11 protein-coding genes and 1 other annotated feature are annotated in these 13,302 nt (G+C 50.0%); of the genes, 2 read left to right on the top strand and 9 right to left on the bottom strand.

Annotated elements, in window-relative coordinates:
* Nucleotides 1-39: 39 nt before the first annotated feature.
* Nucleotides 40-313: a binding site (T-box leader), on the bottom strand.
* A gap of 175 nt (nucleotides 314-488) precedes the next feature.
* Nucleotides 489-1,247, top strand: a complete 759-nt coding sequence (locus ACXMYH_RS07655; protein ID WP_117484147.1) for a sulfite exporter TauE/SafE family protein — start codon at nucleotides 489-491, stop codon at nucleotides 1,245-1,247.
* A gap of 315 nt (nucleotides 1,248-1,562) precedes the next feature.
* Here ACXMYH_RS07655 and ACXMYH_RS07650 read toward each other — a convergent pair whose 3' ends face one another.
* The gene (locus tag ACXMYH_RS07650; protein WP_215702480.1) at nucleotides 1,563-2,582 is read right to left on the bottom strand and encodes a glycosyltransferase family 2 protein; all 1,020 of its coding nucleotides are present in this window, start codon (nucleotides 2,580-2,582) and stop codon (nucleotides 1,563-1,565) included.
* Between the two features lie 407 nt (nucleotides 2,583-2,989).
* Between ACXMYH_RS07650 and arcC the strand changes: the two genes are divergently transcribed.
* The gene (gene arcC, locus ACXMYH_RS07645) at nucleotides 2,990-3,919 is read left to right on the top strand and encodes a carbamate kinase (RefSeq protein WP_405580256.1); all 930 of its coding nucleotides are present in this window, start codon (nucleotides 2,990-2,992) and stop codon (nucleotides 3,917-3,919) included.
* Between the two features lie 355 nt (nucleotides 3,920-4,274).
* On the opposite strand, the gene ACXMYH_RS07640 is transcribed toward arcC, so the two are convergent.
* From ACXMYH_RS07640 to ACXMYH_RS07605, 8 genes are all read right to left on the bottom strand, one after another.
* Nucleotides 4,275-5,069 carry an RnfABCDGE type electron transport complex subunit B gene (locus ACXMYH_RS07640; protein WP_117484145.1) on the bottom strand — a complete coding sequence of 265 codons (795 nt, stop codon included), beginning with the start codon at nucleotides 5,067-5,069 and terminating at the stop codon, nucleotides 4,275-4,277.
* A 13-nt stretch (nucleotides 5,070-5,082) separates the two neighbouring features.
* A complete protein-coding gene (gene rsxA / locus ACXMYH_RS07635; RefSeq protein ID WP_021904899.1) occupies nucleotides 5,083-5,658 on the bottom strand; it encodes an electron transport complex subunit RsxA in 576 nt (191 codons plus the stop codon).
* A 15-nt stretch (nucleotides 5,659-5,673) separates the two neighbouring features.
* Entirely contained in the window at nucleotides 5,674-6,507 is an 834-nt protein-coding gene (gene rsxE / locus ACXMYH_RS07630) for an electron transport complex subunit RsxE (RefSeq protein ID WP_117484144.1), read from the bottom strand.
* A 13-nt stretch (nucleotides 6,508-6,520) separates the two neighbouring features.
* Nucleotides 6,521-7,138: an RnfABCDGE type electron transport complex subunit G gene (locus ACXMYH_RS07625; RefSeq protein ID WP_015554660.1), complete on the bottom strand. Its 618-nt coding sequence runs from the start codon at nucleotides 7,136-7,138 to the stop codon at nucleotides 6,521-6,523.
* A complete protein-coding gene (locus ACXMYH_RS07620) occupies nucleotides 7,125-8,069 on the bottom strand; it encodes an RnfABCDGE type electron transport complex subunit D (RefSeq protein ID WP_015554661.1) in 945 nt (314 codons plus the stop codon). The genes ACXMYH_RS07625 and ACXMYH_RS07620 overlap by 14 nt, the downstream gene beginning before the upstream one ends.
* Before the next feature lie 12 nt (nucleotides 8,070-8,081).
* Nucleotides 8,082-9,410 carry an electron transport complex subunit RsxC gene (gene rsxC, locus ACXMYH_RS07615; protein WP_021904897.1) on the bottom strand — a complete coding sequence of 443 codons (1,329 nt, stop codon included), beginning with the start codon at nucleotides 9,408-9,410 and terminating at the stop codon, nucleotides 8,082-8,084.
* 242 nt (nucleotides 9,411-9,652) lie between these two features.
* The gene (locus ACXMYH_RS07610) at nucleotides 9,653-11,527 is read right to left on the bottom strand and encodes an ABC transporter ATP-binding protein (RefSeq protein ID WP_486555808.1); all 1,875 of its coding nucleotides are present in this window, start codon (nucleotides 11,525-11,527) and stop codon (nucleotides 9,653-9,655) included.
* Entirely contained in the window at nucleotides 11,524-13,284 is a 1,761-nt protein-coding gene (locus ACXMYH_RS07605) for an ABC transporter ATP-binding protein (RefSeq protein ID WP_486555807.1), read from the bottom strand. Before ACXMYH_RS07605 ends, ACXMYH_RS07610 begins: the two co-directional genes overlap by 4 nt.
* Nucleotides 13,285-13,302 lie beyond the last annotated feature (18 nt).

The following is a 13,302-nucleotide window of genomic DNA, read 5'->3' as shown; positions in this document are numbered from 1 at the left end:
TCGGGCAACAAAAAAGTCCCTCTATCTCTATCATAAATTTATAGAGACGTGGGGGACTTAGATTCTCACGCGGTACCACTCTATTTCATACTGGGTCTTCACCCGTATGCACTCATTTTCCGATAACGGCGGAAACCGGCAATGCCTATCTGAGGATATCCGCAGACAGCGTTTCGTTTTCCCGCTGCTCTGCCCGCTCTTTCAGCATGCTGCTCCGAGGCGAGTTCGGAAAGCTTCTGGATGCTGCCTCGCACCGGCCGGCAGTTCTCTGTGCTCCGTATTCTCTCTTACTGGTCCTCTTCGACGCATTTTAACTCAATAAATTTACCATAGAATCCAGGTTATGTCAAGGTTTCAGAAAACCGATTGACTTTTTCCGGATTCTTATATAGTATGGAAGAATAGGTCTCTGCTTGAGATTCCATCAGAAAAAGCGGCATTTCGGCATTTTTTCATCTGGCAGCCGCAAAATACAAGGGGGAATATCTATGGAATATGTCCACAATCTCATCTGGCTCTGCCCGCTCCTCTTTATTGCGGGATTTATCGACTCCATCGCTGGTGGAGGCGGATTGATTGCGCTCCCGGCCTATATGATGTGCGGAATGCCGATCTACTACGTCTACGGCTGCAATAAATTCCAGTGTGCCTTCGGAAGCACTATCGCCGCATGGAAATATTTTAAGAGCGGCTGCCTCGACCTGAAGGTCACGCTGATCAGCGCCATAACCGCCTTTCTCTCCTCCATGCTCGGCACGAGGATCATTTTCTACCTGAAGGAGGAGCAGATCCGTTCCATGTTGATGGTTCTTCTTCCGCTCACCGCGATCCTTGTGATCTTTATGAAGAATGCCTGGAACTATACGGACACACGGAAATCCCTGACGGTTCCTGTCGCCCTGAAGGCGCTCCTCATCGGCATGACCCTCGGTCTCTATGACAGTATGTACGGTCCGGGCGGCGGAACGATCGCGATGCTGCTCTTTACCTTCCTGTTAAAATATGATATCCGCACCGCCTCCGGAAACGCGAAGCTCACGCTGATCGTCTCCAACTACACGGCGCTTCTCTCCTACGTTCTTTCCGGAAACGTGCTGTACGCCATTGCAGTTCCATGCGCATTCTGCAATGTTCTCGGAAACTATCTAGGCGCCGGTTTCGCCATCAAAAACGGTGCAAAGATCATCCGTCCGGTGATGATCTGTGTGGTGACGGTATTGATCATCAAGATCATTCTTGGAAAATAAGAATAACACGGGAAGTAGCCTCTAAAAGTACCCTTCCCTTTACCCCATAAATTCTGTGCGGCCGGGGATCTTCATGATAGTTTTTGTCGGTCGTTTCCTTCTTGAAGAACATTGGAAACTATTAGTATTGGCAGAACTGCCTGTTTTGAGTTAGAATAAATGTGTGTTATTTCTTCATTACAGATTAATTTAACACAAAAAGAGGACCTTGGATTCATTATGAACCCTTGGTCCTTCTTTCTTCAGAACGATATTATTTCTACCGGACATGATCGTAACGGTTTTCTCCTTCAACATCGATCCGTCTCCAGGCGCCTAGTTAAATCCGAAGAATTTCTGCGCGATCTTATATCCCGCGATGGAGAGGGATCTTCCGCCTTTTCCCGGAAGGTTCATGCCCTGTCCCAAGAAGCCCCAGCGGAGTCGCAGGTAGAGCGCCGGATTGGATTTCTTTAACTCTTCCCACAATGCTTTTTTCTTTGCCATATTCTCCTCGCTGCCGGACTTGATCGCGAGGATCGAGCAGATGACCATCATGATCTCTAAGTAACGGACCATATAGTGGCGGAGCTTCTTATTCTGGATCTTCGTCACATCATAGTAGCCAAGCATCAGCTTCGTCACGCGGATCTGCTGGTCGATTCTTCCGATCATGACCTGTTCATTGACAGACTGGTCGGAGCGGCCGATAAAGTAGCGGTAGAAGTTCACATCCAGGTAGTACATCGTATGTACATGCGGGAGCGGCTCGTAGACGAAGATATTGTCCACGTAGAATGTGTGCTCCGGGAGCTCCAGTTTACAGTCTCTCAAAAGTTCCGTTCTGTAAACGACAGAATGCATCAGGATATACTGTCCTGCAACGAACACCTTCACATCGCTCCAGGTAAAGATCTCGTTCTTCGGAAGCGCCAGATTATAGTTCATGACTTTCTTGTGCTTCGCGCCCTGTTTCTCATAGACAAAGTTTGTGATCAGCATATCCAGGGTATCTTTTCCGTAAACAAAGCGGCGCAGGGTGTCGAGCACCTGCCTGTAGGCCTGCTCATTTACCCAGTCATCACTGTCCACAACCTTAAAATAGATTCCGGTCGCGGCCTTTAATCCCGCGTTAACCGCAGCGCCGTGTCCACCGTTCTCCTGGTGGATCGCCTTACAGATACCCGGATATTCTTTCTCATAACGGTCAGCGATCTCCGCCGTATTGTCTTTTGTGGAACCATCATCCACGATCAGGATCTCCACCTCGTTTCCGCCCGGAAGCAGAGACTTGATACAGTTTTCCATATACGCCGCTGAATTGTAGCATGGAATTGCTATCGATAACAGCTTCAAAATTGTTTCCTCCTTACGTTCCCCGTGTTGGGGATCATTCACTGCCGCCACACAGAGCGCACGCCACAGTGATCTCTCGACTCAGTTGTTCCTATTTTAGCATAAGTTATCTGAAAATGCAAAAAATTATTTCTTTCAATTCTCTTTCATTCCGGCATAAAATTCATCCCGTAAGCTTCTGCCGCCGCAGCGCCATATATAATTTTCAGTTCAGGAAATTTCTCCTGTACTCAATCATAAAACTTTGAGTTTTTTCTTCCATAATCTATCAAAATATGGTAAAATATCTGAAAATACACAGGCGCAGACCGTTTTGTGCCGGTCCGCGGAGAAAACTTATCCGCGGCTCCCGCGCAATTTTATCTGCCCAGACGATATCGGTACATAATAGAAATGAGGTATTAGATATGGCAAAGAAAAGACTTGTTTTAGCACTTGGACATGACGCTCTCGGAACGAACCTTCCGGAGCAGAAGACAGCCGTTACAAAAACAGCGAAAGCCATCGCTGATTTTATTCAGGACGGCTGGCAGGTTGTGATCACCCACGGAAATACTCCGCAGCTCGGTATGATCCACACCGCGTTAAATGAATTTGCGAAAAATCACGAAGGTTACACTCCGGCTCCGATGTCTGTCTGCTCCGCAATGAGCCAGGGATATATCGGCTACGATCTCCAGAACGCTCTCCGCTCCGAGCTTATCAAACGCGGCATTTACAAAGCTGTATCTACGATCTTAACACAGGTTACAGTTGACCCGTACGATGAGTCCTCCTACACTCCAATGAAGGTGGTTGGACGTGTGATGAACGCCGAGGAGGCAAAAGAGGAAGAGGCAAAGGGCAACTTCATTGTGAAGGAAGGCGAAGGCTATCGCCGTATCGTTGCGGCTCCGAAGCCGGTCGCAATCGTTGAGATCGACGCGATCCGCGCCCTCGCTGATGCTGACCAGCCGGTGATCGCTGCAGGCGGCGGCGGAATCCCGGTTATGGAACAGGGCTCCCACCTAAAGGGTGCCAGCGCTGTGATCGAGAAAGACCGCGCAGCCGGACTTCTCGCGAAGGAGCTTGACGCTGATGTCCTGATGTTCATCACAGGTGTTCCGAATGTCGTATTAAACTACGGCAGTGACCATCCGATCAACATCGATAAGATGACAACGGCTGAGGCAGCCCGCTATGCCGGGGAAGGCCACTTTAAGACAGGGTCGATGCTGCCGAAGGTTGAAAGCTCCATCGACTTCATCAACGCAGGAAAAGGACGACGCGCGATCATCACTTCCCTTGATGGTGCAAAGAGTGCTTTAGCAGGTAAAGGCGGCACGACGATCCAGTAGGCAATACATTCTGATTTGACTCAGGTCAATCTTATTTAAATCCGGAACAAACAAGAATATGATCCCAGGGAGTTCTATACAGGCACTTCTCTGGGATCTTTTTTCAAATAATCTTCTCCCAACTGTTCTAATCATCCAAATCTCTTTAGTGAAAATAATAAAGAATGCACCTTGGCGTATTCTCGCGCGGTCGCTTGCGACAATCTACATCTTCGCGCGAGTATGTATCATTGTCACGTTAGTGCCTTTTGTGTAATAGGAAATTCCTTGTACTCTCCTATTACACAAAAAAGACCCGCCAGAAAGCATTTCTGCCTTCCGCGGGTCTTTCATTTTTCTACAAGTTGTTATCCAATCAGATAATAACATGTGCCGGGCACTTAGCCGCGCACTTGCCGCAGCCGGTACACTTTGTGTAATCGATCACAGCAACGTTGTTATCCATATGGATCGCATCGAATTCACACTGCTTTGTGCAGAGCGTACATCCGATACAGCCTGCCTCGCAGACCTTCTTGACAGCCGGTCCTTTGTCGTGGGAGCTGCACTGTACGAGGTGGTTTGCCTTGTACGGAACAAGCTCGATCAGGTGACGCGGACAAGCCTCCGCACACTTACCACAGGCAACGCACTTCTCCTTATCGACAACGGCAACACCGTTTACAACATGGATCGCGTCAAACTGACATGCCTTTACACAGCTTCCGGAACCGAGACATCCGTAGTTACATCCCTTGGAGCCGCCGCCCGGAACTGCATCTGCGATCTTGTGGCAGTCGTCAATACCATAGTAGTTGTATTTCACAGTTGCCTTATCGCAGGTACCTTTACATTTTACAAATGCAACCTTCTTCTCAGCGGAACCAGCCTCAACGCCCATGATCGCAGCGATCTTTTCTCCTACCGGAGCGCCGCCGACCGGACACTGATCAACCTTTGCCTTGCCCTCTGCAATTGCTTTTGCGAGAGCGTCACAGCCTGCGTAACCGCAGCCGCCGCAGTTGTTGCCCGGAAGCTCTGCACGAACCAGAATTTCCTTCTCATCTACTTCTACTTTAAACTTCTCGCTGGCGATTCCAAGGAGTACGCCGATGACGATACCGACGATACCGACAACCGCAGCAGCGATGATAATGCCTGTCATGTTCATCTCTCGTTCCTCCTTAAATCATTCCGGAAAATCCGAAGAGAGCGATCGACATTAAGCTTGCTGTGATCAGGACGATCGGGGATCCCTGGAAAGCGTGCGGCACATCATTGTGCTCGATCTTCTCACGGATACCTGCAAGCAGGACGATGGCGATCAGGAATCCAACGGAAATACCGATACCGTTTACGACACTCTGAATGAAGTTGTAGCCCTTCTGTACGTTTGTCAGCGCAACACCGAGAACCGCACAGTTTGTTGTAATTAACGGAAGGTATACGCCGAGTGCCTCATAAAGGCTAACCATGTTCTTCTTTAAGAACATCTCAACGAACTGAACCAGAGCCGCGATTACAAGGATAAATACGATCGTCTGTAAATACTCGATATGGAGCTTTACGAGAACGAAATCATAAACAAGGCTTGTGCAGGCAGATGCGATCGTAATAACGAATACGACTGCAGCGCCCATACCAGCTGCTGTCTCTGTTTTCTTGGATACACCAAGGAACGGGCAAAGACCGAGGAACTGGCTTAAAACAACGTTATTCACCAGGGCAGAACCGATGGCGATCAATAAAAGTTCTTTCATTTCTCCATTTCCTCCTTAATTTTCTTTGCCGGCATCTGCTGCTTCAGTCTTAGCTGCCTCTGCCGCTTTTGCAGCCTCAGCTGCCTTCTTAGCTGCGAGAGCCTTCTCTGCTGCTGCCTTCTTTGCTGCCGCTGCGGCTGCTGCTTCCTCTGCCTTCTTCTCAGCAAGAGCAGCATGGTTTGTCATGCTGACACAGCCTGCACAGCTTGCACAGTTACCGCCGCATACAAGGTCAGACTTCGGTGCGTCACCGTTGGTCGCGCATGGAAGACGGAGCTTGTTCTGGATCGCGGAAAGCATAGCCAGAGTGAACAGAGCACCCGGTGCAAGGATGATGATGGAAATGTGGTAAGCTTCCGGAATGATGGTGTGTCCGAAGATCGCACCTGCACCGAAGAACTCACGGCACATACCGATGACGGTAAGGGAAAGGGAGAATCCAAGTCCCATACCAAGACCATCGAAGAAAGATTCAACCGGACCGTTCTTGCAGGCATATGCCTCTGCACGGCCAAGGATGATACAGTTAACAACGATAAGCGGGATATAAATACCCAGGGATGCATACAGGGACGGAACGTAGCCCTGCATTAAGAGCTGTACGACTGTAACCAGGCTGGCTACGACTACGATGAATGCCGGAATACGGACTCTGTCCGGAATGATCTTACGCAGTGCGGAGATCAGCAGGTTGGAAAACATCAGTACGGCTGTTGTGGAAAGTCCCATGCCGAGACCGTTGATGGCGGATGTTGTCGTCGCAAGAGTCGGACACATACCTAACATCAGGATGAAGGTTGGGTTTTCCTTGATAATACCGTTATATAAACGTTCTACGCATTTATTCATGAATGCCCACCTCCTAGTTTAAGCAGTTATGCAGATAGTATAAAGCTGCATTGACTGCGTTTGTTGTAGCGTTTGATGTGATGGTGGCACCGCTGATGGCATTGATCTCAGTGTCAGACGCAGAACCGGATTTTGTTACGCTTAAGCTCTCGCAGTTCTTGCCAACGTACTGATTTCTGTAGTCATCATCTTTTGCCTTTAAGCCAAGACCAGGAGTATCACTTGTCTCACGGATACCAACACCTGTGATAGTGCCGTCTGCATCAAAGCCGATGGAGAGCTTGACAGCTCCGCCGTAGGAGTCGTTGGACAGGGAGTTGATCACATGTCCTACTACTTCGCCGCTTGCGTCCTTTGCCTCGAGAACGGACTCGATCGCAACGCCGCCGAAGCCGAGGTTTGCGATCTCATCTGCTGTCTCAGCGATCTTTTCTGTGGAACCTTCCACATCATCGAAGCTCTCTGCCTCCGGAAGGACCTGTTTGTAGGTTGCGTTGTTGGCTGCGATGGTAGCCGCCTCGATCGGAGCCTTTGTCACATCATAGACAACACCGAGACATAAACCGGAAACCAGGGTGATCGCAAAAAGGATCAGGGCATCTTTCATAAATCCAGACTTACTTGCTGCCATTTTTCTTACCCCCTTTTCCGAATGCTGTCGGGAGAGTTACCTTCTCAATCAACGGAACAAGCATGTTGCAGAAGATAATTGCGTAGGAAACGCCCTCTGCACCACTTCCGAAGATACGGAACAGTCCTGTTAAAATACCAAGGCAGATACCGAATACGATCTGTCCTTTTGCAGTGATCGGGCTTGTTACATAGTCGGTAGCCATGAAGAATGCACCGAAGATCAGTCCGCCGCCGCAAACCTCTGCGAGCACGTAGTTAATATTGTGCTGGCCGAAGATAAATGCAAATACTGCGAAGGAAAGGATGTATGCTGCCGGGATGCGGATCGTAATTACTTTCTTAACGAGCAGGTAAGCTGCACCGATTAAAAGGGCAATTACGGAAACCTCACCGATGGTTCCCGGAATCTTACCAATGAACATAGCTGCAAGATCATATGTATCACCGGCTTTGATCGCCGCAAGAGGAGTTGCACTCGCAACTGCGTCTGTTACCGGGTCTGTGAACTTTGTCATAGCCTGTGCAAAGGAGATCAACATAAAGCATCTCGCTGCCAGAGCCGGGTTCATCCAGTTCTGACCAAGTCCGCCGTAAAGCTGTTTTACGACAATGATCGCGAATACACCGCCAAGGATCGGCATCCATAACGGAATTGCCGGCGGCATATTTAAGCCTAAGATCATACCTGTGACAAGGGCACTGCCGTCACTGATGGTAACCGGCTTGTGCATCAGTGTCTCAAAAAGGTACTCACTGAGTACACAGGAAAGAACCGTTGCAACAACAACGATAAGGGAATAGATACCGAACTGCATCACGCCCCAGATCGTAGCCGGAAGCATTGCGATCGCCACATCGTACATTAAGTTCTTTGTGGAAACACCGCAGCGTACATGAGGGGATGATGATACGTTTAATAATTTACTCATTTGTCACACCTCCTACGCTTTCTTTCTTCTGGCTGCCATGACAGCTTTACGCATCTCTTTGAATGCCTGTGTCAGCGGTCTGTGTGCAGGGCAGATGAAAGTACAGGAGCCGCATTCGCAGCACTCCATACCATTTAATTTTTCGAACAGGGCAAGATCATTTCTTTCTGCTGCCGCCATCATCATCTGCGGAACAACATGACCTGGACATACCTCGATACAGCGTCCACAGCGGATACACGGAGATTCCGGATTTGCCGCAACCTGATCTTTTGTGAAGCAGGTAAGCGCAGAGGAGTTCTTCATTACCGGAATGTCCAGAGAGAACAATGCCTGTCCCATCATAGGACCACCAGAGATCATCTTCTCCGGCTCTTCCTTAAAGCCGCCTGCAGCTTCAAGGATCTCGCGGTAGCACATACCAAGCGGAACCTGGAAGTTCTGCGGGTTTTTAACCGCATCACCGGTAACAGTAATGATCTTACGAATTAACGGTGTGCTCTCGCAGACAGCGTTATAAATAGAAATAACAGTGTCTACGTTATCTACGATACATCCTGCATCCGCCGGAAGCATCGTGGAGTTGATCTCGCGTCCGCCTGTAACCGCATAGATCAGGAAACGCTCGCCGCCCTGCGGATACTTTGTCTTTAACGGACATACCGTGATCTTTGGCTCGTCTTTTACGAGACCTTCCAGAAGCTTGATCGCCTCCGGCTTGTTCTCCTCGATTCCGATCACGCCTTTCGCGTTCGGGAACATGCTTAACATGACTTTGATGCCGCCGATCAGTCTCTCCGGCTGCTCCATCATCAGGCGATAGTCACTTGTCAGATACGGCTCACACTCGGCCGCGTTTACGATAATGTGATCGATCGCATTGTCATCCTTCGGTGCAAGTTTTACGTTGGTCGGGAAACCTGCGCCGCCAAGACCTACGATACCGGCTTCTTTTACGATATTCCGGATCTCTTCCTTGGAAAGTTTTGTGTAATCGCGTTTTTCGCCAAAACCTTCGATTGCTGTGTACTCGTTATCGTTCTCAACGATAATGGACTGTACGATTGCTCCGTTCGCAACCAGACGCGGTTCGATTCCCTTTACTGTACCGGATACGGAACAGATAACATTTGCGGAAATGAAGCCGCCTGCTTCAGCGATCTTCTGGCCAACCAGGACCTTGTCACCCTTGGCAACAAGCGGTTTCGCCGGAGCACCGATATGCTGGGAGAGAGGATAAACCAGCTCACCCTTCGGCTGGATCACCTGAATCGGCTTATCTGCGGACAGTTCTTTTCCCTCATAAGGATGAACGCCGCCTATAAATGTGCTCAGACCCATTTAACAAACCTTCTTTCTATAAAATTTCATAGTACCCATCACCTCGTAGTATAGCATATTTGGAATTTTTCTACAATTAGAAATCGGTTAACTTTTTAACAGAAATGGCCTTTTTCGGCGTTTGTATCAAAAAAAAAACAAAAACAAGGTGGGAGACCACTTAAGAAAATGAAGTTTTCAACAAAAAAAGCGGACAGGAACCGCGATTCCGTCCACTTTTTTCCATTTTCTGTTAGTTTTTACTAATTTAATTCAGCCATACCTGTATACAATCGGTAATAACGTCCTTTTTCTTTCAGGAGATCCTCATGATCACCGCGCTCGATGATCTCTCCATTCTCCAGAACCATGATGGCGTTGGCGTTGCGCACGGTGGAGAGGCGGTGGGCGATCACAAAGGTGGTCCGTTCTGCCATCAGACGGTCCATGCCCTGCTCGATGTGCTTTTCTGTTCTCGTATCGACGGAGCTCGTCGCTTCATCGAGGATCAGAATCGGTGCCTTGGATACCGCCGCTCTCGCGATATTAAGAAGCTGTCTCTGGCCCTGACTCAGATTCGCGCCGTCGCTCTCAAGAACGGTGTCATAGCCCTTTGGAAGCCGCATGATAAAGGAATGGGCAGATGCCATCTTCGCCGCCTGAATGACCTCCTCGTCTGTGGCATCAAGCCTTCCGTAGCGGATATTCTCCATGACCGTTCCCGTAAACAGGTGGGTGTCCTGAAGAACCATGGCGATGTGGCGGCGCAGCTCGTCCCGCTTAATATGGCAGATATCAACGCCGTCGATAGTGATGGTCCCGCTCTGGATATCGTAGAAGCGGTTGATGAGGTTCGTGATCGTCGTCTTTCCGGCTCCTGTGGAACCCACGAAGGCGATCTTCTGTCCCGGCCTCGCGTAGAGGCTGATATCCTTTAAGATGACCTTGTCCGGGTTATAGCCGAAGGTCACATGATCTAATACCACTTCCCCGCTCATACCGTCCATGGATACTGCGTCCTTATCATCCGCCGCCTCCGGCTCCTCATCCATCACGGAGAAAACGCGCTCCGCTCCGGCAAGGGCTGAGAACACGTTGGAGACCTGCATGGAGATCTCGTTGATCGGCCTTGAAAACTGTCTCGAAAAGTTCAAAAATACCGTGAGCCCGCCGACATCGAAGTTTTTCACCACACAGAGGATCCCGCCGATGCACGCCGTCAGGGAATAGTTTATCTGACTTAAGTTGTTCATCACAGGTCCCATCATGCCCCCAAGAAATTGGGCGCGGATCTGTTTTTCGCGGAGATCCCTGTTTAATATATCAAATTCTTCCTCCGCGATCTCCTCGTGGCAGAAGACCTTTACTACCTTCTGTCCGGTGATGGTCTCCTCGATGTATCCATTTAAAGCACCGAGAGCCGACTGCTGGGCGCTGAAGTATTTCTGACTCCGCTTCGCGACTTCTCCACCGGCCCGCAGCATGAGCGGGATCATGATCAGGGTCACAGCTGTCAGCCAGATATTTGTGTAGAGCATGAGGAACAGGGTTCCGATGATGCTTAAGGTTCCGGAAAAGAGCTGCACAAGAGTACTGCTCAGCATATTTCCGATGGTGTCCACATCGTTTGTGAAGCGGCTCATCAGATCCCCATTGGAATTTGTATCATAAAATCTCACCGGAAGCTTCTGCATCTTTGTAAAGAGGTCTGTCCGGATCCGCACAAGGGCGCTCTGGGCAACCTCTAACATCAGTCTTGACTGGAGATAATTTGCGATAACTCCCAGAAGATAGACGCACGCCATCATGGTCAACCCTTTAAAAAGTCCCGCCACATTTCCGGGACTTCCGTCCGGCGGTGCAATAAAGCGGTTGATGATCGGGCGCAGCATATAGGAACCGGTCAGTGTCGCCACCGTGTTTACAATGACACAGAAAAATGCGATCCCCATCCGGAGCCTGTCCGCTTCCAGATAAGAAAGCAGGCGCTTTAAGGCCGCTCCTGTGCTCTTTGGGCGTCCTCCGCCTCTGGGAGCACCCGGTCCTCTTCCCATTCCTCTCCTTTTCGGTGCGGCTGCCACGCGTCCGGCATATCGTTTTTTCAGACTCGCTTCGCGGCCTGCTCTCGTGACGCTCATACTGCCGCCTCCTCTCCTGCCCCAATGGACTGATTTCCGATCTGGGTCGTATAGATCTCGCTGTATGTCTCACAGGTCTTTAAAAGTTCCTCGTGGGTTCCGTGACCGATGATCTTTCCGTCCTCCAGTACCAGAATCTGGTCTGCCTCCTGAACGGAGGAGATCCTCTGGGCGATGATGATCTTTGTGGTATCCCCAAGATCATGATAGAGACTCTCCCGGATCTTCGCCTCCGTCGCCGTGTCAACAGCGCTGGTGGAATCATCCAGGATCAGGATCTTCGGGCGCTTTAAGAGTGCTCTCGCGATACAGAGACGCTGTTTCTGACCGCCGGAGACATTGACGCCGCCCTGCCCCATCTCGGTGTCGTACCCGTTTTTGAAGGTCTTAACGAAGGGATCTGCCTGGGCGCTCTCTGAAAACCGGATCACATCCTCCATCGGCGCGTCCTCATTTCCCCATCGGAGATTTTCCTCGATCGTTCCCGAGAAAAGGACATTTTTCTGAAGGACCATGCCGACACCCTCACGAAGGTGTTTTAAAGAGTACTCTTTGACGTTCACGCCGTCGACAAGGACTTCGCCTCCGGTCACATCATAGAGTCTCGGGATCAGCTGCACGAGGGAGGTCTTTCCGCTTCCCGTGGAGCCGATGATCCCGATCGTCTGTCCCGGTTCTGCCGTAAAGGAGATCCCTTCCAGAACGAGATCCCTTCTCCCGTGCTCTCCGCTGTAGCCAAAGCTTACATTTTTAAACTCCACACGACCTTCCGTGACTTTTTTATCCTTATTTTTCGCGTTATCATCATTTAAGCCGATCTCTGTGTCGAAGATCTCATTGATCCGCTTCATGGATGCGCTGGCGCGGGAGCTCTGTAAGAATACCATGGAAAGCATCATGAGGGACATCAGGATCTGCACGATATACGTCGTAAACGCAGTGAGATCCCCCACCGGCATCTTTCCGGCAATGATGATATTTCCTCCATACCAGACGACAGCCAGTGTCGTCACGTTCATGGCGAACATCATCACCGGCATCGTAGTGATCACGATCCGGAGGGCCCGGAGACTGCTCTCCTTTAAGTCGCGGTTCAGTCTGCTGAATTTTTCGATCTCATGATCCTCCCGGACAAAGGATTTGACCACGCGGACATTCGTCAGGGATTCCTGAATCCCGGAATTCAAACAGTCCAGTCTCCTCTGCATCTCCCCAAAGCGTGGGAATGCGGTCTTTAAGATCAGAATGATCGCCGTGAGAAGAAGCGGAATCACGATGAGGATGATGACCGCAAGCTGACGGTTCATCATAAACGCCATGATCAGGGCGCCGAGGAACATTCCGGGCGCTCTAAGCGCCATACGGAGCCCCATCATCAGGACGTTCTGAACCTGCTGGACATCGTTCGTGAGCCTCGTGACGAGAGAACCGGTGCTGTAGCCGTCGATGTTCTCAAAGGAGAACTGCTGAACCTTTCTGAAGAGATCGTTTCTCATGTCACTGGTAAAGGAGATGGACGCCTTTGCGGAAAAATAAGCGCCGAGGATCCCGCCCACCGCCATAAAGAGGACGGTCAGTACCATCAGGGCCCCCATCTTTCCGATATAGGCGAGATTCCGGTCCGCGACACCGTTGTTGATGATCATGGACATAAATTTCGGGAGCATGACCTCTCCCGCCACCTCGGTGAGCATCATCAGCGGACCGATCACGAAGGCACTGAGATACGGGGTGATGTATTTTTTGTATCGTTTCAATTCTGTTGTTTCCTTTCT

It is taken from the genome of Pilosibacter sp. NGB245 (genome assembly GCF_057397225.1).
This window is presented reverse-complemented; position numbering and strand designations above follow the sequence as displayed.